The organism is Francisella persica ATCC VR-331, from assembly GCF_001653955.1.
GTDB lineage: Bacteria > Pseudomonadota > Gammaproteobacteria > Francisellales > Francisellaceae > Francisella > Francisella persica.
Genome location: NZ_CP013022.1, coordinates 1,088,133 through 1,109,784 on the forward strand (window position 1 = coordinate 1,088,133; position 21,652 = coordinate 1,109,784).

Here is a 21,652-nt window from a genome sequence, read left to right on the forward strand (position 1 = left end):
GTATGTAAGTTTAAACATGCTAATATAAGGCAGGAAAATAATCAAATTTTTAATTTACATTTATCCTTGTAAATATTATTATGTAGGCATATGATACTAAATCAGTATAGATTGAAGATAATTATGCTTAAGGTAAGTAAATTACTCGACTACGGTTTACTAGTAGTTGTTACAATAGCACAGAATGATTCTAATCCATATAGTGCTGCAAAAATTGCTGAATCTACGAGACTCAATATCCCAACAGTAAGAAAGCTACTAAATCAACTATCTTTGACAAATATTGTAACCTCAAAGCGAGGTATCGAAGGAGGCTACACACTAGTTAAAGATCCAATAAATATCACTGTTTTAGATATTGTTAAATGTGTAGAAAAAAACGTAAATCTAACAGAATGTTGTGATTTGCAAAAAAAATGTAACTTAGGAAACTGTATGGTGAGTGGTTATTGGAGAGTTTTAAACAGTCAACTACTTGATTTACTATCAAAAACGTCAATTTATGATATTATCAACAACAAAGAAAAGAGTTAAAATAAAATGAGTGATAATTTAGATAAAATAATTGAGCGAGACTATGAGCATGGTTTTGTTACTAATATTGAAGCAGAAACGATTGAAGCCGGTCTAAATGAGGATGTGATTCATCTAATATCAGCAAGAAAAAATGAGCCTGAATTCTTATTAGAATGGCGCCTAAAAGCTTATAACAAATGGCTAGAAATGAAGTCGCCTAAGTGGGCTGATTTAAATTATCCTCATATAGATTTTCAGGCTATTAGCTATTACTCGTCTCCTAAGTCACTAAAAAATCATCCAAAAAGCTTAGATGAGATTGACCCAGAAATTATTGAGACTTATAACAAACTTGGTATACCTTTGCATGAGCAAGAAATGTTAGCAGGTGTGCGAAATATTGCTGTAGACGCGGTATTTGACTCAGTATCTGTTGTAACAACATTTAAAGAAAAGTTAGCTGAAGCAGGAGTAATATTTTGCCCAATATCAGAAGCAGTGCAAAAATACACTGAACTTATACAAAAATATCTTGGCTCAATAGTTCCTCAAGGTGATAATTTTTTTGCCGCTCTTAATTCAGCGGTATTTAGTGATGGTTCATTTGTATATATTCCTAAGGGTGTGACTTGCCCAATGGAATTATCAACATACTTTAGAATTAATGCTATGAATACTGGACAGTTTGAAAGGACCTTGATTATTGCTGATGAGGGTAGCTATGTAAGTTATTTAGAAGGCTGTACTGCTCCAATGCGTGATGAAAATCAACTTCATGCCGCAGTTGTTGAGTTAGTAGCACTAGATGGTGCTGAAATTAAATACTCGACAGTACAAAACTGGTACCCAGGTGATAAAGATGGTAAAGGTGGAATTTATAATTTTGTAACAAAAAGAGGAGTCTGTTACAAAAAGGCAAAAATTTCATGGACGCAGGTTGAAACAGGCTCTGCTATCACATGGAAATATCCTTCTGTAGTTTTACGTGGAGATAATTCAACTGGTGAGTTCTATTCTGTAGCACTAACTCGTCATGCTCAACAAGCTGATACAGGTACAAAAATGATTCATCTTGGTAGAAACACTAAAAGTACCATCATTTCAAAAGGTATATCTGCAGGCAAGGCGTCACAAGCATATAGAGGTTTAGTAAGAATTGCACCGAATGCTACTAACTCAAGAAACTTCTCACAATGTGACTCTTTACTGATTGGTCATAGTTGTGGGGCACATACTTACCCATATATAGAAAACAAAAGTAATTCCTCACAGATAGAGCACGAGGCTACAACCTCTAAGATTTCTGATGATCAGCTTTTCTATTGCAAACAAAGAGGTCTATCAGAAGATGATGCAATTGCTATGATTGTAAATGGTTTCTGTAAAGAAGTATTTAATAAACTTCCTCTTGAGTTCGCTGTAGAAGCTCAGAAACTTATGGAAGTTAGTCTAGAAGGTGCGGTTGGTTAAGCTATAAGTTATAATAACTTGATAAAAAGGTTTTAAAAATGTTATTAGAAATTAAAGATTTACATGTAAGTGTTGGTGAGCAAAAAAAACGAATATTAAAAGGATTAAACTTAACAGTTAAAAAAGGTGAAGTTCATGCAATTATGGGACCTAATGGTGCTGGTAAGAGTACTTTAAGTAATGTTTTAGCTGGTAAAGATGGTTATGAAATTACTCAAGGTTATATCACATTTGATGATAAAGATTTAAATGACTTAAGTATCTCAGAAAGGGCTGCAGCTGGTATCTTTTTAAGCTTACAGTATCCCATTGAAATACCTGGAGTTAGTAATGTCCAATTCCTTAAAACAGCTATAAATAGCGTTAGAAAGCAAAATGGCAAAGATGAGATTGATGCTATTTCTTTTATGAAAAAACTAAAAGAAAATATGCAGATATTAAAAATTGATCAAAAATATATGTCACGCGGTGTTAATGAAGGTTTCTCTGGTGGTGAGAAGAAGCGTAATGAGATGCTGCAACTTATGATGCTTGAACCAAAATTAGCCATATTAGATGAAACTGATTCTGGCTTGGATATTGATGCTCTACAAGTAGTATCACAAGGTGCAAATAGTATGAGATCTGCAAATAGAAGTTTCTTAGTAATTACTCATTATCAAAGACTTCTAGACCATATTCAACCAGACTTTGTCCATGTTTTAGCAGATGGCAAAATAGTTAAAACTGGTGGCAAAGAGCTTGCTCTTGAATTAGAAGAAAAAGGTTATTCTTGGTTAAATAGCTAAAGGTTGCTAAAAATGTTAATAAATAACAAATCTCTACCTACAACTAAACAAGAAAGCTGGAAGTATACAAATATTGCTTCTATTTATGACAAAAATAATATCAAAGAATTACTAAAAGAATCGCCTCAGTCAAAAGACTATCTTGAAGGCTTTAAGTTTGATACACAAGAGAATGTTGTAATCATACTTGATGGTGTGCTAGCTATTGATTATAACAAAAAACTAAAGCATATTAGTGCCTTAGAATTACACAAAGACGATAGAAATATGTCTAAACTAGCTATAGAGAATTCTAAACACTTCGGTATTAATATAGCTAAAGATACTAAAGATTGCTTAAGCCTAATTTTCATAAATACTGATATGGCTAAGAATAAATTAACAAATATATCACTAAAGCTTGATGTCAATATGTTTGCTAGTCTAGATTTAGATATTGACTTTGTAAACCTTACTGAAAATTCTGCGATAAATTTATTTTTAGATATAAATATTGCTGAATCTGCAAAAGTCAATTTTACCAACAATACTAATAATCCAAATAATACTAAGTTAATCACAACAGCAAACTATTTAATAAATTTAGATAGAGCCGCTGAGTTCAATGGATTTAATCTTATTAATAAATATGCTCTATTAAGAAGTGATTTTGTAGTTAATCTCAATAAGCCTCATTCAAGATTTGATGTCAGAGGACTATACTTGGTAAATGATAATATTATTGCTAACACTTGTTTTTTAGTTAATCACAATGCCTCACATACTTTTAGTAGTGTTAACTTCCGTGGTGTTGCTAATGGTAATGCTAAGGCTTGGTTTAATGCTAAAGCGATAGTTAATAAAGGTATTGAGAAAATACAAGCATATCAAAATAATAAAAACATACAATTAAGCAATAAAGCTGAGATAAACACTAAGCCAGAGTTAAAGATTTTTGCTGATGATGTAGTCTGTACTCATGGCGCTACGATAGGGCAGCTAGATAAAGATGCTTTATTCTATTTACAATCTAGGGGGCTAGAGCTTCATTATGCCCAACATTTTCTTCTAGAAAGCTTTTTAAAATCTCAGCTGACAGCCGATGATTTTCCTTTTGAAAATAAAATTAAAGAAAAGATAATGGAATCTTTAGATGATATCCTCCATACTATTATTTAATAGTATTAATAGCTAACAATAAATTCTTATTTATTTTTCTTTTATATGGTAAATTAGAGCTATATTTAAATTAGTTTTTAAAATAAAATACTTATGAAAGAAGTTTTGATGTGCCGACCAACGGCTTTTTATGTTGTTTATGCTATATGATCCATTGATGCAAGTTAATAATAAATAATAAACCTAATAAAACTTTAGCATTTAACAATGGCAAAATCTTTATGACACTGATCAAAAACTTGGTTCAAAAATCAATTTAATTGAACAGGGCGAAAATGCTCCAGATATGATCTTTATAGCAAATGCTGAATATAGCAGGTAATTTTCGTCCTGTAGAAAGAAGGCCTGAAGAAGTATGATTCCAAAAATGGTTTAATGATAATGGCTATAGGTTGAAACTCTAGATTGCTACCATAGTTGGCGAAGGAAATGCTCTATTATTCTATAATAAGCTCTATTGTGGTTATGGATACCGCAGCAGTTTAAAGACAACTCAACAATTAGCGCTAAATTAGTTGATGTTGAAGCAGTAGAATTAAAGATTGTTGATTCTTTCTTTTATGATCTTGATTAACTATTTTGTCATTTAAGTGATAGAGACACTGTATGTACTATTGAAAAAAGCATATGCTAATGCTCAAAAAAAGCCAAGAATCATAAATGCTATTTATTTGAACTGACTCTTATGAGCAGATTGCTAATCAATTTGCACAAATAAGTATTTATACAAATGGGAAACTAATTATTAGTGGTTGGAATGATAAGCTTAGAAAACAGTTATATTAGATGTCAGTGATTTAGAAAAGCAGCAAGTAGTGTGGCATTAAGTGTATGATTCTTAAGCTAGCTTAATATAAAATATTTGCTGGCAAATATAATTAATTAAAATTTATATATCTGCTAAACTCAATAATGAGATTATTGTAGAGGAGTTATTAATTCATGAAAAAAAAGATTATTTCTATTACTTTAGTAAGCCTTTTTACAACGACATCATTTGCTATAGCATTTGGCGATTGTCATTATCATAATACAATCAAATATTCTGCTCAGGCTGAAACTACAGTTAAAAGTGAGAGTATACTTGTCCAGGTTACAGGCTATGCAACAACAACATTTGAAAAACAAAATAGTATAGAAAAACAAATTTCAGGTAATGTTAATAATATAGTTAAATCTAACTGGAAAGTGAAAAAAATTGAGCAGACTGCTAGCAATAGTGGTGCGATTAATATCACTATCAAACTACAAGCTAGAATATCACAAAGTGATCTTAATAAGCTGCAAACAGCATTTGAGAATCAAGACAAATCTTCAGGCACAAAACTAGTTGTCGATGTATTAGATTACAATCCTCCTGCTAAAGATATACAAGCAGCAAAACAAAAGCTAATGATTAAACTTTTTAATGATACTAAAGATTATCTTGCTAACTTTAATAAACAAACTAATAGTAATTATACTATCCAATCTATACAATACATTGATGTAGATGATGGTTATCAGCCTAGGAATAATTTAATGTTAATGAAAACATCTTATAACGCTAATGCAAGCTCAAATAGCTACAATACTATAGCTGTATCTCAATGTATTAATATCAAGGCTAATGTTACATTTATGGAGAAATAAACTATGGCATTGAGTAATGTTATAAAAACAGATAAAGCTAATTTTGAAAAACTTATTAATAGCACAAACAAGGTTGTTTTAGTTAATTTTTACGCTGATTGGTGTGGACCATGTAAGACACTAGGTCCGATTCTTGATCAACTTTCAAAAGACTATCAAAATGCTATGATTGTTAAAGTAAATGTTGATGACAATCAAAATTTAGCTACTAAATTTTCTATTAGAAGTATCCCAACCTTGATTATTTTTAAAAATGGTAAGCAAGTTGAGACTCTAATGGGCGTCCATACCGGCTCTCAGTTAGAGCAAAAGCTAAAAGTATATGAGTAAAGAGTTCAAATCTCAAGGTTTATGCCAGTGGTATTTTAAGACGCTTTTTGAAATACCAGTTAAACCAAATAAATTTCCTAAAGAATTTGCTATAATAACCGCTTATAATCCACTTAATCAAAAACTAACTACTCAAGAAAACATTTTTAGAAATATTCTCTTAAAATACCAATTAACTAGAAAATATAATTGGGTGTATCAAATCAACGGCTTTGATAAAAGTACTCAATACAAAGAAAATGGTTTTATGTTTAATTCTGAATCTTTAGATAGCGCTTGTGAACTTGGTCAAAAATATTCTCAAGATGCTATTTATTATGTAATTGGTAATATTCTCTATGTTTGTAAGTGTGAGCCAGGTAAAAGGAAGCTTATCGAAGTAGGTAAGTTTTTATCTAGGATTTGCTGATACAAAATTAACAATTCTTTTAAATTCATCAACATAATCAAGAAAAATCTATTTTCCTTTATTTGTGATTTTATAAGTTGTCATTGGTTTACCAGATTTGAAAGATTTGTTATTTATAATATAACCATTTTTAATAAAGACTTTCATATGTGTACTAATATGCCTATCAGTTAATTCTAATAAAGTTTTTATATCTTTAATTGTCGACTACTGAATATATAATAAGTAATTATTTTTGTCATAATTGGTTGATGTAATATATAATTAAGCGTGTTTTACCTATTTTTTCTAGTATTTTAAATAATAATATAAAATACTATGTATTATAAATACAATTTCTATATTATTTTTAATAAAATCATTTTTCCAAAATTAGATATTTTTTTATTTTACAATACTTTTTTACATATATCCTATATAAAATAGAAAATAATAAAACCAATACTATACCTGAATATATGACAATGCGTTGCTCATAATACAACAAAACATTCATAATATAACACATGAGTTAAAGGTAATACTTAAAAATAAGGTATCAAAGGAAATCCCCATGCTTTAAAGCGGAGATTTTAAATTTGTGATTCTTAGTGTAAGAGATTTTCCGAAGAAAATCTTAAATTCCTCAATGAAAATCAAAATGAGTCGGCTATACCAGCTAGAGATGACTATACTAATGGTTAGTATAGGTTGTAGTATGTATATAATTGGTGTGTATATAAAGAGAGGCATCTTAAGTATTTTATAGTTATATAGTTAATATATTCTAATCTGCTGTACAACCTATTTTAAAATAAAATAGGTATATGGCAAAATCTTAAATTTAGAATAAACACCAAAATAGTGTGGCATGGCAGTAATCACGCAAATAGAGAAGAACTGCACAAAAAAAGTTTTGACTCCGCTAAAAAATATTAATGAAAATTCTAAATATGCTGATAATTTAATTATAAACCATTCAAGGAAATTGCCTTAAGGAATTTTTATGGACAGTAATATAAAAGATGAGTATTTATCCTCACCAATTTCACCAATACTTGCCGCAATTGCTAATATTTCAAGTAGTAATGTCTGTGTGTACATAAAGGATATAAATTCTAAATACGTTTTTTTTAGCAAAAATTTTCAAAACTTAGTAGGCAGTGATTCATACCTAGAGATTGGTAAAAGTGACTATGATTTATGGGACAATAGATTAGCAACTGCATTTAGAAAAGACGATTTAGTTGTATTAAAAAGTAAGGAACCACACATATCTAAGTATCTAACACCTAAAGGTAAAGAGCTGGTATGGATAAAAACAGAAAAAATTCCAATCCTCGACAAACAAAATAATCCTATTGGTATACTTTGTATTGTTGAAGATTTATCACACAAAAAGATAATAAGACCTAAAGAAGAATCAATTACAAAAACTCAGATTAGAATAAAACAAAGAAACCCTGCGGCTATTGTCTTAGAAGTAATTGAAGAATACATACGAAATAATTATAAGAATCAAATAAATCTCTACGATGAATATTCATTTATCAGAAATTCATTTATAAAAAAATTATCTTGTGAATTAACCACAAAAAATGAGCAACATCTTTTCAGCTATATAAATTTAGAAAATCAATTAAAAAGAACTTTATCAATATTCATTGAGAACAGAGAGTTGATAATTATTGGCACTGGGAAAGTTAAATACAAATATTATATATATTTAGTAATTTGTCTATGCTTCATTGAGCTATACAAAAACAAATCTCTCAGAGAAAAAATTATGATCAATATCGATGATAACACAATTAGGCTAATGATAAACAGGGCAGGTGAAAGGTATAGATTTTGCATAGATGATAACCACTCTGACCACAAATTTATAACAAATTATCTCACTTCTGATATAGTAAAACTACTAAATTTAGATTTAGAAATTTTTACTATAGATGGATTAGTTTCAGCAGTAAATGTGATAATTGATAATCAAGACATTACCTTAACTGACTAACCATCTACAAATATTGCCTAAATCGACACAGTTAACTGCGATTATAGCAGTTATATTAAGGTAATTATTACAAATTCAATATCACTACAAACCCAATAATTATACAAATATTTTTATAAAATATATATGGTTTATTGTAATAATTTATATAAAGTTGCAGAAACTATACTAAATTTTTATAGCAAACTGTTTATAAAAAAATAAGATATATTAAATAATACACAACAGTTTAAAATGCTAAGAATAAGCATTTTCAATACTTTCAGTAGGAAAGTATAAATTAATTTATAAAATCAAAAATTTTTGTTATAAGAATTTTTTATAAGGAACAAAAGTGATATTTTTCAATGTTGAGAGTATTTTTTGCTATTTTGCAAGACTATTTTTTCTCTTTTTCAATAGTTATTATCTTAGGCAAGGCAAGTTCATTATAAATTTTATAAGCTAGACAAGAAGGATTCTCTTTACTAGTTGTTTTTTTGTATAAAGTTTTTTTGTTTAAAATTGAAAGTTTAAATGGTTTGAATGATGATAGAAAATACTAAAGTAGTATTAGTATTCAATAGAAATAGTATTTTCATCATATCAATCTATTTATGTTAGTAACTTTATATACTAAGGAGAATCTAATATGTCTAGAAGATATTATGTCATAAAAGAAAATCAAAAAATGAGGACATTATTATCAATAATTAAATCAAATTACAACTCAGATAATAAAGATTCATTACAAGAGGTAAATCTAGAACATGTTCTAAATAGAATTTTTAATCAAGATATTAGAGTTTTAGTAAGAAATGCTTGGAAAGATTTAGAAACAATAGCTGGTCAAGAAATCAGGTTGCTAGAAAATAATTGTAAGAAAAATTTTATAAATCGGCTTTATAAAAAAAACAAAGACATGAATTTTATTGTTAAGACAGAACTTAATGATGAAATAGCAGTTATAAACTTTAATTCTACAAATAATCTAAAACTTGAACACAAATATATAAACATTTAATCTATTTTGTGAATCTAATACTACAAATTAAAATCAATAGTTTGATAAGTATTTAACTTTTTTCACAAATATATAAACATTCGCATAATATATATTATGTTAAATTATTTAAATATATAAATATAACATCTTCTGCTTGTGGATAACCCATGCTTACCACCAGGAAATTTCCCAATAGTTACTATATGTATGAAATTTTTGTCTTAGGCTTATGTAGACTTTAGCTTTATCTTCATCTAAAATTATCGCCACTGTGCGGCATTAATTTGTGCCATTTTTGTAAAAAGTAAATTAGTACTAAGAAATATATATATGTACCAAAATCATAAAAGTGAAATTTTATTAGCAACACCGCTTATAAAAGATGATACAGTATTTACCAAATCAGTAATTTATTTGTGTCAAAATAACCGCCATGGTGCTATGGGTTTGATAATAAATAAACCTCTTACAGATACATTAAGAGATGTTTTTGAAGAGCTGCATATACCTCATAGTAATACTTTCGAAGAAATTTTAGAATATCCTCTTTATATGGGCGGGCCGATAAGCCCACATAAAATTATGATATTGCATACCACTAATGGTCGCAACTATAGTTCAACGATAAAATTAGATGAGGGTTTAGCTATAACAGCTTCGATGGATATTTTAGAAGATCTTGCCAACAATATTTTGCCCGAGTATTTCTTGCCAGTTGTTGGTTATAGTTGCTGGACTGCCAATCAGCTTACAGATGAGATTAAATCAAATGATTGGATAGTAACTAATAAGCTTAGTAAGAAAATTTTGTTCAATCATGAAAACAAGGTAAAATGGCAAAATCATTTAGAACATGCTGGCTATACTTTACGAAGTCTTGATGCATTATTTAATAGGAATACAGGTAATTGCTAATGTTTCGGTTATTGATAGCTATTGATTATGGTAAAACGCGTATAGGCTTAGCTAGTGGTCAAATGATTACAAGAACTACAACACCTATAGGTACTGTTGAAGCTTATGATGGAGTACCTAACTGGATTGAGCTTGATAAAATTATCAAACGCTGGAACCCTTCAAATATTATCATTGGTTTACCATTAGATACCCAAGATTTTGAAACTGATATTACTAAAGCTGTTAAAGATTTTGCCAAAAAAGTACAGCAAAGATATCAAAGAAAAGTTTACCTTATTAATGAAGCTTACTCAACTCGAGAAGCTAGATGGCGTCTAGAAGAAGTCAAAAGTAAAAAAGTTTCTCATATAAAAGTAGATGCTCTAGCAGCCTGTGTAATATTAGAAACATGGATGTCTGAAAATTAATTTAATAATACACGTATTAAATCTGACTGTAATTATTTGCTTATTTAAAAAGATTAGTTTGATAAGTCATTTAAAAGATTATTGGCTAGTGCTAAGCTAGAAAAGCAGTTTTAAAGAAGACTAACTGAACATCTAGATATTTATGATATTTTCACTTAAAATTATTTAACATATTTTATTCAAACTATAATAAACCTAGGTCTTAATTTCAAATGAATGAATATAATTTTAGTGATATAGAAAAATCGGCACAAGATTATTGGAGTAAAAATGCTTCTTTTAAAGCTGTAGAAGATAAAAATAAACAAAAATTTTACTGTCTTTCTATGTTGCCATATCCTAGTGGTACGCTACATATGGGACATGTACGTAATTATACGATTGGCGATGTAATTGCAAGATATCAAAAAATGCAAGGCAAAAATGTCCTTCATCCTATGGGTTGGGATGCTTTTGGTCTACCTGCGGAGAATGCTGCAATTAAGCATAAAAAATCACCATACGAATGGACAAAAAGTAATATTGCTCACATGAAATCACAACTTGACTCTTTAGGCTTTAGTTTTGACTGGTCAAGAGAAATTACAACTTGTGATCAAAACTATTATAAATGGGAGCAATGGTTTTTTATTCAGCTATACAAAAAAGGCTTAGCATATCGTAAAAACTCTGTTGTTAACTGGGATCCGGTTGATCAAACAGTTTTGGCAAATGAGCAAGTTGTTGATGGTAGAGGTTGGCGCTCTGGTGCTTTAGTTGAGAAAAAAGAAATTCCTCAATGGTTCCTAAAAATTACTAATTATGCTGATGAACTTTTACAAGATATCACCAAATTAGAGGACTGGCCAGAAGCCGTTAAAACCATGCAAACTAAGTGGATTGGTAAATCTAAAGGTTTAACAATTAAGTTCAAAATTAAAGAATCCAACCAATATCTTGAAGTGTTTACAACTCGTCCTGATACAATAATGGGCGTAAGCTATCTTGGTATTGCACCTGAACACCATCTTGCTCTTGAAGAAGCTAAAAATAATCCAGAGCTAGAAGTATTTATAAATGAATGTAAGAAATCATCAACAATGGAAGCAGACTTAGTAACTCAAGAGAAAAAAGGATTTAAGACACTAATTAAAGTAATTCACCCTGTTTCTGGTGAAACTGTAGATGTTTGGGTAGCCAATTTTGTGCTTATGGGATATGGCTCTGGTGTTGTTATGTCTGTACCTGCGCATGATCAAAGAGACTGGGAATTTGCACAAAAATATAATATACCATTAAAACAAGTTATACAGCCTAATGACAAAAAACTACAAATTGATTTACAGAAGGCTGCTTTTATTGAAAAAGGCATACTAATAAACTCAGGCGAATTTGATGGTCTAGACTTCAAAAATGCTTATCAAGCTATCAAGAAATACCTTATAGATCAAGATAAAGGTTATGAAACTACTAATTTTAGAATTCACGATTGGGGTATTTCACGCCAAAGATATTGGGGTTGTCCTATTCCTATGATCAACTGTGATAGCTGTGGCATAGTACCTGAAAAAGAAGATAATTTACCAGTAAGATTACCTACTAATGTAACCTTAACAGAAGCAGGCTCACCACTTAAAGATATTCCAAAGTTTATGAATGTAGCTTGCCCAGAATGTGGTAAACTAGCAAAGCGTGAGACTGATACATTTGATACTTTTTTTGAATCATCTTGGTATTATGCAAGATATACTTGCCCTACTGCTAACCAAATGCTTGACCAAGAAGCTAATTATTGGCTACCAGTAGATAAATATATTGGTGGTATTGAGCATGCCATCATGCACTTACTATATGCTAGATTCTTTCATAAATTAATGCGTGATCAAGGATTACTTAGCTCAGATGAGCCTTTTAAAAACCTCATTACACAAGGAATGGTGCTAAAAGATGGTGCAAAAATGTCTAAGTCCAAAGGTAATACTGTAGATCCTCAAGAGCTTATTGATAAATATGGTGCTGATACTGTAAGATTATTTAGCATGTTTGCGGCACCTCCTGAGCAATCACTTGAATGGTCGGAAACAGGAGTTGAAGGAGCAAATAAATTTCTACGCAAAGTATTTAATTATGCTGAATTAAATAAAGATATATTTGCTAAAAACATAACTCTAAAGCATCAAAAACTTACAAAACAAGATAAAAAAGTACGCTTTGAAATACACTCTAATCTAAAGCAGGCGATTTTTGATTTTGATAAGAGTCAGTTTAATACTGTAGTATCTGCTTGTATGAAAATTTTAAATTCCCTTAATAACTATGATAACCTCTCTCAAAGTGTCAAGGTTGAGGGATTTAGTATTTTACTAAGAGTTCTAGCACCATTTACGCCACATTTGTGCCATCATCTATGGCAACAGCTAAATTTAGGAGAAGATATACTTCATACTAGTTTCCCAACGGTTGATAATAATGCTCTAAAAAAAGATGAATTTCTTTTAGTAGTGCAGATTAATGGTAAGTTAAAAGCTAAGCTAGAATTAGATGCTTCATTATCTCCAAATCAAGTTGAAGAAGCAGTGTTAGCTTATGAACATGTCAAATCATTTATAGATAATAAACAAGTTGTTAAAGTAATTTATGTTCCACAAAAACTTATCAATATTGTAATTAAATAAGGTAAATATAATGAGAATAAAATATTTTCATATTATATTTTTGTTTATTGCAACAATCATATTAGTTAACTGTAGTTTTCATGCACGTGGAGTTTTGGCTGATGGCAATGCAGGTAACTTTGATAGCTTAGTTGGTACTAAATTTTATATTCAAAGTAATGGATATTATAGTCTAACAAATGAACTAAGACATAATTTGATAGCTTATAAAGCGATTGTTATTAAAAATGAGGAATTGGCTGATTATATAATTAATATCCAACAGGTAAATAAAAGCTCTCAATTAACAAGTATTGTTGGAGGTGCATCTAATAATACTTATCAATTAATTTATACAATAACTTACAATTTAGTAAGACCTAAGATAAAGACTCCTGTCATACATAATACTACTATTAATTCACAAATGTTTTGGCAGTCTAACTCAGGTACACAGTTAGCTCAAAATAATGAATCAACTAGGATATATAACTATCTCCAATCAAATTTGGTTACAAGGATGATTTTACAGATAGCAGAGCTTTTACCAAGTAAGAATATATCCTCTAGAGATAATTCTATGCAATAAACCTAAGGAGCTCTCTATTTTTTTTTTCAAAAAGAGAATAATTTATCTATTAGATATCTATACAATAAAATTTCTGTAGATCAACAACTTTTAGAAAAATTAAGTAAAGAAGGATCTTTTCTAGTAGGTTTTTTATCACTGCAAAAGCTAATGAAAAGCTTACAAATATTAGCTTGTTTTGTGCCTATATTGAAAATGACATATATACAATAATCCAAAAATACATCTAGGCTTGACGTTTTTGATTAGAGAACTTCAAGCCTATACTCAATTTGGCTTACCTGTTGAGTTATATATATTGAGTTATATATTTGCTGGTTTACATACGTTCGATTTAAAAGCTTTCCAAGCTTTAGCACTTAGGTAAGGTAACACCAACTTGACCTTGGTATTTACCGCCTTTGTCAGCATAAGAAGTTTCACACTTTTCATCAGATTGGAAGAATAACATTTGAGCCACACCTTCATTTGCATAGATTTTAGCTGGTAATGGTGTAGTATTTGAAAACTCTAATGTCACATAACCTTCCCATTCTGGTTCAAGAGGAGTCACATTTACTATGATCCCACATCTTGCATAAGTAGATTTACCTAAACAGACTACTAAAGTATCTCTTGGGATTTTAAACTTCTCAACTGTACGCGCTAAAGCAAAAGAGTTTGAGGGAATTATACAAACATCACCTTTGAAATCGACAAAATTTTTATCATTAAAATCTTTAGGATCAACTATTGAAGAGTTTATATTTGTAAATATTTTAAACTCATCTGCACAGCGCACGTCATAACCATAGCTTGAAGTTCCATAGGAAACTATTTTTTGGTTATTGATAATTTTTACTTGACCTGCCTCAAAAGGCTCTATCATGTTATGCTCTTGAGACATTTTTTTTATCCATTTATCTGATTTTATTGTCACGTTTTTGCTCTCTTAATTTTCTAATTTAATACCAATAGAATCTAAATTACTTGCTTTAGGTAATTTCTCAATTTCATTTAAGGTATTTTCAGCTACAGTCATATAACTTATATTGATAATATCATCCTTGTCTAAACTTACATAAGGTTTACCATTATCAGCATTCTCACGAATATCTTTATGCAGCGGTAAATTGCCTAAAAACTCAATATTATTTTTGCCACATAAAAGATGAGCGCCATCATCACCGAAAATATGTTCACTGTTACCACATTTAGGGCAAATATAATAACTCATATTTTCTATTACACCTAAAGTTTTGATATCAACTTTTTGAAACATTGCTACAGCCCTTCTTGCATCAATTAATGATAAATCTTGGGAAGTAAATTAGTACTAAGAAATATATATATGTACCAAAATCATAAAAGTGAAATTTTATTAGCAACACCGCTTATAAAAGATGATACAGTATTTACCAAATCAGTAATTTATTTGTGTCAAAATAACCGCCATGGTGCTATGGGTTTGATAATAAATAAACCTCTTACAGATACATTAAGAGATGTTTTTGAAGAGCTGCATATACCTCATAGTAATACTTTCGAAGAAATTTTAGAATATCCTCTTTATATGGGCGGGCCGATAAGCCCACATAAAATTATGATATTGCATACCACTAATGGTCGCAACTATAGTTCAACGATAAAATTAGATGAGGGTTTAGCTATAACAGCTTCGATGGATATTTTAGAAGATCTTGCCAACAATATTTTGCCCGAGTATTTCTTGCCAGTTGTTGGTTATAGTTGCTGGACTGCCAATCAGCTTACAGATGAGATTAAATCAAATGATTGGATAGTAACTAATAAGCTTAGTAAGAAAATTTTGTTCAATCATGAAAACAAGGTAAAATGGCAAAATCATTTAGAACATGCTGGCTATACTTTACGAAGTCTTGATGCATTATTTAATAGGAATACAGGTAATTGCTAATGTTTCGGTTATTGATAGCTATTGATTATGGTAAAACGCGTATAGGCTTAGCTAGTGGTCAAATGATTACAAGAACTACAACACCTATAGGTACTGTTGAAGCTTATGATGGAGTACCTAACTGGATTGAGCTTGATAAAATTATCAAACGCTGGAACCCTTCAAATATTATCATTGGTTTACCATTAGATACCCAAGATTTTGAAACTGATATTACTAAAGCTGTTAAAGATTTTGCCAAAAAAGTACAGCAAAGATATCAAAGAAAAGTTTACCTTATTAATGAAGCTTACTCAACTCGAGAAGCTAGATGGCGTCTAGAAGAAGTCAAAAGTAAAAAAGTTTCTCATATAAAAGTAGATGCTCTAGCAGCCTGTGTAATATTAGAAACATGGATGTCTGAAAATTAATTTAATAATACACGTATTAAATCTGACTGTAATTATTTGCTTATTTAAAAAGATTAGTTTGATAAGTCATTTAAAAGATTATTGGCTAGTGCTAAGCTAGAAAAGCAGTTTTAAAGAAGACTAACTGAACATCTAGATATTTATGATATTTTCACTTAAAATTATTTAACATATTTTATTCAAACTATAATAAACCTAGGTCTTAATTTCAAATGAATGAATATAATTTTAGTGATATAGAAAAATCGGCACAAGATTATTGGAGTAAAAATGCTTCTTTTAAAGCTGTAGAAGATAAAAATAAACAAAAATTTTACTGTCTTTCTATGTTGCCATATCCTAGTGGTACGCTACATATGGGACATGTACGTAATTATACGATTGGCGATGTAATTGCAAGATATCAAAAAATGCAAGGCAAAAATGTCCTTCATCCTATGGGTTGGGATGCTTTTGGTCTACCTGCGGAGAATGCTGCAATTAAGCATAAAAAATCACCATACGAATGGACAAAAAGTAATATTGCTCACATGAAATCACAACTTGACTCTTTAGGCTTTAGTTTTGACTGGTCAAGAGAAATTACAACTTGTGATCAAAACTATTATAAATGGGAGCAATGGTTTTTTATTCAGCTATACAAAAAAGGCTTAGCATATCGTAAAAACTCTGTTGTTAACTGGGATCCGGTTGATCAAACAGTTTTGGCAAATGAGCAAGTTGTTGATGGTAGAGGTTGGCGCTCTGGTGCTTTAGTTGAGAAAAAAGAAATTCCTCAATGGTTCCTAAAAATTACTAATTATGCTGATGAACTTTTACAAGATATCACCAAATTAGAGGACTGGCCAGAAGCCGTTAAAACCATGCAAACTAAGTGGATTGGTAAATCTAAAGGTTTAACAATTAAGTTCAAAATTAAAGAATCCAACCAATATCTTGAAGTGTTTACAACTCGTCCTGATACAATAATGGGCGTAAGCTATCTTGGTATTGCACCTGAACACCATCTTGCTCTTGAAGAAGCTAAAAATAATCCAGAGCTAGAAGTATTTATAAATGAATGTAAGAAATCATCAACAATGGAAGCAGACTTAGTAACTCAAGAGAAAAAAGGATTTAAGACACTAATTAAAGTAATTCACCCTGTTTCTGGTGAAACTGTAGATGTTTGGGTAGCCAATTTTGTGCTTATGGGATATGGCTCTGGTGTTGTTATGTCTGTACCTGCGCATGATCAAAGAGACTGGGAATTTGCACAAAAATATAATATACCATTAAAACAAGTTATACAGCCTAATGACAAAAAACTACAAATTGATTTACAGAAGGCTGCTTTTATTGAAAAAGGCATACTAATAAACTCAGGCGAATTTGATGGTCTAGACTTCAAAAATGCTTATCAAGCTATCAAGAAATACCTTATAGATCAAGATAAAGGTTATGAAACTACTAATTTTAGAATTCACGATTGGGGTATTTCACGCCAAAGATATTGGGGTTGTCCTATTCCTATGATCAACTGTGATAGCTGTGGCATAGTACCTGAAAAAGAAGATAATTTACCAGTAAGATTACCTACTAATGTAACCTTAACAGAAGCAGGCTCACCACTTAAAGATATTCCAAAGTTTATGAATGTAGCTTGCCCAGAATGTGGTAAACTAGCAAAGCGTGAGACTGATACATTTGATACTTTTTTTGAATCATCTTGGTATTATGCAAGATATACTTGCCCTACTGCTAACCAAATGCTTGACCAAGAAGCTAATTATTGGCTACCAGTAGATAAATATATTGGTGGTATTGAGCATGCCATCATGCACTTACTATATGCTAGATTCTTTCATAAATTAATGCGTGATCAAGGATTACTTAGCTCAGATGAGCCTTTTAAAAACCTCATTACACAAGGAATGGTGCTAAAAGATGGTGCAAAAATGTCTAAGTCCAAAGGTAATACTGTAGATCCTCAAGAGCTTATTGATAAATATGGTGCTGATACTGTAAGATTATTTAGCATGTTTGCGGCACCTCCTGAGCAATCACTTGAATGGTCGGAAACAGGAGTTGAAGGAGCAAATAAATTTCTACGCAAAGTATTTAATTATGCTGAATTAAATAAAGATATATTTGCTAAAAACATAACTCTAAAGCATCAAAAACTTACAAAACAAGATAAAAAAGTACGCTTTGAAATACACTCTAATCTAAAGCAGGCGATTTTTGATTTTGATAAGAGTCAGTTTAATACTGTAGTATCTGCTTGTATGAAAATTTTAAATTCCCTTAATAACTATGATAACCTCTCTCAAAGTGTCAAGGTTGAGGGATTTAGTATTTTACTAAGAGTTCTAGCACCATTTACGCCACATTTGTGCCATCATCTATGGCAACAGCTAAATTTAGGAGAAGATATACTTCATACTAGTTTCCCAACGGTTGATAATAATGCTCTAAAAAAAGATGAATTTCTTTTAGTAGTGCAGATTAATGGTAAGTTAAAAGCTAAGCTAGAATTAGATGCTTCATTATCTCCAAATCAAGTTGAAGAAGCAGTGTTAGCTTATGAACATGTCAAATCATTTATAGATAATAAACAAGTTGTTAAAGTAATTTATGTTCCACAAAAACTTATCAATATTGTAATTAAATAAGGTAAATATAATGAGAATAAAATATTTTCATATTATATTTTTGTTTATTGCAACAATCATATTAGTTAACTGTAGTTTTCATGCACGTGGAGTTTTGGCTGATGGCAATGCAGGTAACTTTGATAGCTTAGTTGGTACTAAATTTTATATTCAAAGTAATGGATATTATAGTCTAACAAATGAACTAAGACATAATTTGATAGCTTATAAAGCGATTGTTATTAAAAATGAGGAATTGGCTGATTATATAATTAATATCCAACAGGTAAATAAAAGCTCTCAATTAACAAGTATTGTTGGAGGTGCATCTAATAATACTTATCAATTAATTTATACAATAACTTACAATTTAGTAAGACCTAAGATAAAGACTCCTGTCATACATAATACTACTATTAATTCACAAATGTTTTGGCAGTCTAACTCAGGTACACAGTTAGCTCAAAATAATGAATCAACTAGGATATATAACTATCTCCAATCAAATTTGGTTACAAGGATGATTTTACAGATAGCAGAGCTTTTACCAAGTAAGAATATATCCTCTAGAGATAATTCTATGCAATAAACCTAAGGAGCTCTCTATTTTTTTTTTCAAAAAGAGAATAATTTATCTATTAGATATCTATACAATAAAATTTCTGTAGATCAACAACTTTTAGAAAAATTAAGTAAAGAAGGATCTTTTCTAGTAGGTTTTTTATCACTGCAAAAGCTAATGAAAAGCTTACAAATATTAGCTTGTTTTGTGCCTATATTGAAAATGACATATATACAATAATCCAAAAATACATCTAGGCTTGACGTTTTTGATTAGAGAACTTCAAGCCTATACTCAATTTGGCTTACCTGTTGAGTTATATATATTGAGTTATATATTTGCTGGTTTACATACGTTCGATTTAAAAGCTTTCCAAGCTTTAGCACTTAGGTAAGGTAACACCAACTTGACCTTGGTATTTACCGCCTTTGTCAGCATAAGAAGTTTCACACTTTTCATCAGATTGGAAGAATAACATTTGAGCCACACCTTCATTTGCATAGATTTTAGCTGGTAATGGTGTAGTATTTGAAAACTCTAATGTCACATAACCTTCCCATTCTGGTTCAAGAGGAGTCACATTTACTATGATCCCACATCTTGCATAAGTAGATTTACCTAAACAGACTACTAAAGTATCTCTTGGGATTTTAAACTTCTCAACTGTACGCGCTAAAGCAAAAGAGTTTGAGGGAATTATACAAACATCACCTTTGAAATCGACAAAATTTTTATCATTAAAATCTTTAGGATCAACTATTGAAGAGTTTATATTTGTAAATATTTTAAACTCATCTGCACAGCGCACGTCATAACCATAGCTTGAAGTTCCATAGGAAACTATTTTTTGGTTATTGATAATTTTTACTTGACCTGCCTCAAAAGGCTCTATCATGTTATGCTCTTGAGACATTTTTTTTATCCATTTATCTGATTTTATTGTCACGTTTTTGCTCTCTTAATTTTCTAATTTAATACCAATAGAATCTAAATTACTTGCTTTAGGTAATTTCTCAATTTCATTTAAGGTATTTTCAGCTACAGTCATATAACTTATATTGATAATATCATCCTTGTCTAAACTTACATAAGGTTTACCATTATCAGCATTCTCACGAATATCTTTATGCAGCGGTAAATTGCCTAAAAACTCAATATTATTTTTGCCACATAAAAGATGAGCGCCATCATCACCGAAAATATGTTCACTGTTACCACATTTAGGGCAAATATAATAACTCATATTTTCTATTACACCTAAAGTTTTGATATCAACTTTTTGAAACATTGCTACAGCCCTTCTTGCATCAATTAATGATAAATCTTGGGGAGTTGTAACAATCACTGCACCAGTAACTGGCATATTTTTTGATATAGTTAACTGGATATCACCAGTTCCAGGAGGTAAATCTAAAAATAAATAATCTATATCACCCCAATCTGTATCATTTAAAAGTTGCATTAGAGCTCGAGATACTATGGGACCACGCCAAATTACTGCTGATTCTGGGTCTATCAAATTACCGATAGAAATCATCTTTACCCTGTAACGTTCTAACGGAATAATTTTTTTCTTATCAGTAGTTTGTGGATTTTGCTTAAGATTTAGTAAAGTCGGCTGGCTTGGGCCATAAATATCTGCATCTAAAATCCCAACTTTTGCGCCCATTTTTGCAAAGCAAACTGCTAAATTTGCTGTGACAGTAGACTTACCTACTCCACCTTTTCCGGAGGCTACTAAGATAATATTTTTGATATTAGGTAAAAGTTTTTGTCCCTGTTGAACTTTCCTTTTGATAACATTTTCAATTCTTATCATATTAAAACTATTAGTTTTTATAATTTATTTGCTATTGTAACGATAATTTTATTGTAATTATACTTAATTAAAGATGCTTTAAAAAGATGATTTTAAAATGTTTTACTCATTTGTCAAATAGTTACTATTAAAGTATAGTGTTTGGTATATTTTTTTGCATAGATAAAACTGTAATAGTAACTACATATTTTTCTAAGTGATGATTATTTGGCGTGTAGCATTTATGTTTGTTGGTGGTATTGCCGCTATTATTAGTTCTCTTTCTTTTAGAAAAGAAATTGATGAGATTGGATATTCTTAAACTAAAAAACTCATTATAAATTTCATATTATTAATTTATTTAAAATAGAGAAATTAGCAATAGTTAGGGCTGTGTTGCTGCTATTTCAATTTTACAATGGTAGTACTTCTTTTACTTACCAATATATTTTCAATTAAATCACATCGCAAATAGCTCGAGTTTGATACTTGTCAACCTATTTGTT

Annotated in this window: 20 protein-coding genes and 5 pseudogenes; 19 read left to right on the forward strand and 6 right to left on the reverse strand. The window is 30.2% G+C overall.

What is annotated here, in order from left to right; genetic code table 11:
* Positions 1 to 123 precede the first annotated feature (123 nt).
* The 7 genes from FSC845_RS04805 to FSC845_RS04835 all read left to right on the forward strand — a co-directional run bounded on the left by FSC845_RS04805 (position 124) and on the right by FSC845_RS04835 (position 6,303).
* Positions 124 to 534, forward strand: coding sequence for an SUF system Fe-S cluster assembly regulator (locus FSC845_RS04805; protein WP_064460950.1), 411 nt, complete (start codon positions 124 to 126; stop codon positions 532 to 534).
* 6 nt (positions 535 to 540) lie between these two features.
* Positions 541 to 1,986 (forward strand): Fe-S cluster assembly protein SufB, encoded by a 1,446-nt coding sequence (sufB, locus tag FSC845_RS04810; RefSeq protein ID WP_064460951.1) that lies wholly within the window; start codon positions 541 to 543, stop codon positions 1,984 to 1,986.
* Between the two features lie 38 nt (positions 1,987 to 2,024).
* Positions 2,025 to 2,774 carry a Fe-S cluster assembly ATPase SufC gene (gene sufC, locus FSC845_RS04815; RefSeq protein WP_064460952.1) on the forward strand — a complete coding sequence of 250 codons (750 nt, stop codon included), beginning with the start codon at positions 2,025 to 2,027 and terminating at the stop codon, positions 2,772 to 2,774.
* A 12-nt stretch (positions 2,775 to 2,786) separates the two neighbouring features.
* The gene (sufD, locus tag FSC845_RS04820; RefSeq protein ID WP_064460953.1) at positions 2,787 to 3,932 is read left to right on the forward strand and encodes a Fe-S cluster assembly protein SufD; all 1,146 of its coding nucleotides are present in this window, start codon (positions 2,787 to 2,789) and stop codon (positions 3,930 to 3,932) included.
* A 942-nt stretch (positions 3,933 to 4,874) separates the two neighbouring features.
* Entirely contained in the window at positions 4,875 to 5,564 is a 690-nt protein-coding gene (locus FSC845_RS04825) for a hypothetical protein (protein WP_064460954.1), read from the forward strand.
* A 3-nt stretch (positions 5,565 to 5,567) separates the two neighbouring features.
* Entirely contained in the window at positions 5,568 to 5,894 is a 327-nt protein-coding gene (trxA, locus tag FSC845_RS04830) for a thioredoxin (RefSeq protein WP_064460955.1), read from the forward strand.
* Entirely contained in the window at positions 5,887 to 6,303 is a 417-nt protein-coding gene (locus tag FSC845_RS04835; RefSeq protein WP_064460956.1) for a DUF3293 domain-containing protein, read from the forward strand. Before trxA ends, FSC845_RS04835 begins: the two co-directional genes overlap by 8 nt.
* Here the strand turns inward: FSC845_RS04835 and FSC845_RS04840 are convergent.
* Positions 6,286 to 6,545, reverse strand: a pseudogene (locus FSC845_RS04840) (transcriptional regulator). The gene FSC845_RS04835 and the pseudogene FSC845_RS04840 sit on opposite strands and share 18 nt — an antisense overlap.
* 743 nt (positions 6,546 to 7,288) lie before the next feature.
* On the opposite strand from FSC845_RS04840, the gene FSC845_RS04845 reads away from it, so the two are divergent.
* Together FSC845_RS04845 and FSC845_RS04850 are read left to right on the forward strand one after the other, a co-directional pair.
* Positions 7,289 to 8,296 (forward strand): PAS domain-containing protein, encoded by a 1,008-nt coding sequence (locus tag FSC845_RS04845; RefSeq protein WP_064460957.1) that lies wholly within the window; start codon positions 7,289 to 7,291, stop codon positions 8,294 to 8,296.
* A gap of 631 nt (positions 8,297 to 8,927) precedes the next feature.
* Entirely contained in the window at positions 8,928 to 9,299 is a 372-nt protein-coding gene (locus tag FSC845_RS04850; protein ID WP_064460958.1) for a hypothetical protein, read from the forward strand.
* 152 nt (positions 9,300 to 9,451) lie between these two features.
* Here FSC845_RS04850 and FSC845_RS08900 read toward each other — a convergent pair.
* A pseudogene (locus FSC845_RS08900) lies at positions 9,452 to 9,574 on the reverse strand ((deoxy)nucleoside triphosphate pyrophosphohydrolase); the annotation flags it as partial.
* Positions 9,575 to 9,611: 37 nt separating this feature from the next.
* Here FSC845_RS08900 and FSC845_RS04855 point away from each other — a divergent pair.
* From FSC845_RS04855 to FSC845_RS08905, 5 genes and pseudogenes are all read left to right on the forward strand, one after another.
* Positions 9,612 to 10,196 carry a YqgE/AlgH family protein gene (locus tag FSC845_RS04855; protein ID WP_064460959.1) on the forward strand — a complete coding sequence of 195 codons (585 nt, stop codon included), beginning with the start codon at positions 9,612 to 9,614 and terminating at the stop codon, positions 10,194 to 10,196.
* The gene (ruvX, locus tag FSC845_RS04860; RefSeq protein ID WP_064460960.1) at positions 10,196 to 10,606 is read left to right on the forward strand and encodes a Holliday junction resolvase RuvX; all 411 of its coding nucleotides are present in this window, start codon (positions 10,196 to 10,198) and stop codon (positions 10,604 to 10,606) included. The genes FSC845_RS04855 and ruvX (FSC845_RS04860) overlap by 1 nt, the downstream gene beginning before the upstream one ends.
* Before the next feature lie 212 nt (positions 10,607 to 10,818).
* Positions 10,819 to 13,260, forward strand: a complete 2,442-nt coding sequence (leuS, locus tag FSC845_RS04865; protein ID WP_064460961.1) for a leucine--tRNA ligase — start codon at positions 10,819 to 10,821, stop codon at positions 13,258 to 13,260.
* A gap of 10 nt (positions 13,261 to 13,270) precedes the next feature.
* A complete protein-coding gene (locus FSC845_RS04870; protein ID WP_064460962.1) occupies positions 13,271 to 13,828 on the forward strand; it encodes an LPS-assembly lipoprotein LptE in 558 nt (185 codons plus the stop codon).
* Positions 13,829 to 13,877: 49 nt separating this feature from the next.
* A pseudogene (locus tag FSC845_RS08905) lies at positions 13,878 to 14,195 on the forward strand (mechanosensitive ion channel family protein); the annotation flags it as partial.
* Here FSC845_RS08905 and dcd (FSC845_RS04875) read toward each other — a convergent pair.
* Together dcd (FSC845_RS04875) and FSC845_RS04880 are read right to left on the reverse strand one after the other, a co-directional pair.
* A complete protein-coding gene (gene dcd / locus FSC845_RS04875) occupies positions 14,181 to 14,747 on the reverse strand; it encodes a dCTP deaminase (RefSeq protein WP_064460963.1) in 567 nt (188 codons plus the stop codon). The pseudogene FSC845_RS08905 and the gene dcd (FSC845_RS04875) sit on opposite strands and share 15 nt — an antisense overlap.
* 12 nt (positions 14,748 to 14,759) lie before the next feature.
* Positions 14,760 to 15,134 (reverse strand): annotated as a pseudogene (locus tag FSC845_RS04880) (P-loop NTPase); the annotation flags it as partial.
* 24 nt (positions 15,135 to 15,158) lie between these two features.
* Between FSC845_RS04880 and FSC845_RS04885 the strand changes: the two are divergent.
* The 5 genes and pseudogenes from FSC845_RS04885 to FSC845_RS08910 form a co-directional block, all read left to right on the forward strand.
* Entirely contained in the window at positions 15,159 to 15,743 is a 585-nt protein-coding gene (locus tag FSC845_RS04885; RefSeq protein ID WP_064460959.1) for a YqgE/AlgH family protein, read from the forward strand.
* Positions 15,743 to 16,153 (forward strand): Holliday junction resolvase RuvX, encoded by a 411-nt coding sequence (gene ruvX, locus FSC845_RS04890; protein ID WP_064460960.1) that lies wholly within the window; start codon positions 15,743 to 15,745, stop codon positions 16,151 to 16,153. Before FSC845_RS04885 ends, ruvX (FSC845_RS04890) begins: the two co-directional genes overlap by 1 nt.
* Before the next feature lie 212 nt (positions 16,154 to 16,365).
* The gene (leuS, locus tag FSC845_RS04895; RefSeq protein ID WP_064460961.1) at positions 16,366 to 18,807 is read left to right on the forward strand and encodes a leucine--tRNA ligase; all 2,442 of its coding nucleotides are present in this window, start codon (positions 16,366 to 16,368) and stop codon (positions 18,805 to 18,807) included.
* A gap of 10 nt (positions 18,808 to 18,817) precedes the next feature.
* Complete coding sequence (locus FSC845_RS04900; RefSeq protein WP_064460962.1) at positions 18,818 to 19,375, forward strand: LPS-assembly lipoprotein LptE; 558 nt, start codon at positions 18,818 to 18,820, stop codon at positions 19,373 to 19,375.
* A 49-nt stretch (positions 19,376 to 19,424) separates the two neighbouring features.
* A pseudogene (locus tag FSC845_RS08910) lies at positions 19,425 to 19,742 on the forward strand (mechanosensitive ion channel family protein); the annotation flags it as partial.
* Here the strand turns inward: FSC845_RS08910 and dcd (FSC845_RS04905) are convergent.
* Together dcd (FSC845_RS04905) and FSC845_RS04910 are read right to left on the reverse strand one after the other, a co-directional pair.
* Complete coding sequence (dcd, locus tag FSC845_RS04905) at positions 19,728 to 20,294, reverse strand: dCTP deaminase (RefSeq protein WP_064460963.1); 567 nt, start codon at positions 20,292 to 20,294, stop codon at positions 19,728 to 19,730. The pseudogene FSC845_RS08910 and the gene dcd (FSC845_RS04905) overlap by 15 nt on opposite strands.
* A gap of 12 nt (positions 20,295 to 20,306) precedes the next feature.
* Positions 20,307 to 21,167, reverse strand: coding sequence for an Mrp/NBP35 family ATP-binding protein (locus tag FSC845_RS04910; protein WP_144416479.1), 861 nt, complete (start codon positions 21,165 to 21,167; stop codon positions 20,307 to 20,309).
* Between the last annotated feature and the right edge of the window lie 485 nt (positions 21,168 to 21,652).

Excerpts from the sequence above, each read along its gene's own strand:
- FSC845_RS04845 (WP_064460957.1), top strand. The coding sequence starts at position 7,289 with ATGGACAGTAATATAAAAGATGAGTATTTATCCTCACCAATTTCACCA.
- ruvX (WP_064460960.1), top strand. The coding sequence starts at position 15,743 with ATGTTTCGGTTATTGATAGCTATTGATTATGGTAAAACGCGTATAGGC.
- FSC845_RS04900 (WP_064460962.1), top strand. The coding sequence starts at position 18,818 with ATGAGAATAAAATATTTTCATATTATATTTTTGTTTATTGCAACAATC.
- FSC845_RS04850 (WP_064460958.1), top strand. The coding sequence starts at position 8,928 with ATGTCTAGAAGATATTATGTCATAAAAGAAAATCAAAAAATGAGGACA.
- FSC845_RS04910 (WP_144416479.1), bottom strand. The coding sequence starts at position 21,167 with ATGATAAGAATTGAAAATGTTATCAAAAGGAAAGTTCAACAGGGACAA.
- FSC845_RS04855 (WP_064460959.1), top strand. The coding sequence starts at position 9,612 with ATGTACCAAAATCATAAAAGTGAAATTTTATTAGCAACACCGCTTATA.
- FSC845_RS04805 (WP_064460950.1), top strand. The coding sequence starts at position 124 with ATGCTTAAGGTAAGTAAATTACTCGACTACGGTTTACTAGTAGTTGTT.
- sufC (WP_064460952.1), top strand. The coding sequence starts at position 2,025 with ATGTTATTAGAAATTAAAGATTTACATGTAAGTGTTGGTGAGCAAAAA.
- FSC845_RS04825 (WP_064460954.1), top strand. The coding sequence starts at position 4,875 with ATGAAAAAAAAGATTATTTCTATTACTTTAGTAAGCCTTTTTACAACG.
- ruvX (WP_064460960.1), top strand. The coding sequence starts at position 10,196 with ATGTTTCGGTTATTGATAGCTATTGATTATGGTAAAACGCGTATAGGC.
- sufB (WP_064460951.1), top strand. The coding sequence starts at position 541 with ATGAGTGATAATTTAGATAAAATAATTGAGCGAGACTATGAGCATGGT.
- trxA (WP_064460955.1), top strand. The coding sequence starts at position 5,568 with ATGGCATTGAGTAATGTTATAAAAACAGATAAAGCTAATTTTGAAAAA.
- sufD (WP_064460953.1), top strand. The coding sequence starts at position 2,787 with ATGTTAATAAATAACAAATCTCTACCTACAACTAAACAAGAAAGCTGG.
- leuS (WP_064460961.1), top strand. The coding sequence starts at position 10,819 with ATGAATGAATATAATTTTAGTGATATAGAAAAATCGGCACAAGATTAT.
- FSC845_RS04885 (WP_064460959.1), top strand. The coding sequence starts at position 15,159 with ATGTACCAAAATCATAAAAGTGAAATTTTATTAGCAACACCGCTTATA.
- FSC845_RS04835 (WP_064460956.1), top strand. The coding sequence starts at position 5,887 with ATGAGTAAAGAGTTCAAATCTCAAGGTTTATGCCAGTGGTATTTTAAG.
- leuS (WP_064460961.1), top strand. The coding sequence starts at position 16,366 with ATGAATGAATATAATTTTAGTGATATAGAAAAATCGGCACAAGATTAT.
- FSC845_RS04870 (WP_064460962.1), top strand. The coding sequence starts at position 13,271 with ATGAGAATAAAATATTTTCATATTATATTTTTGTTTATTGCAACAATC.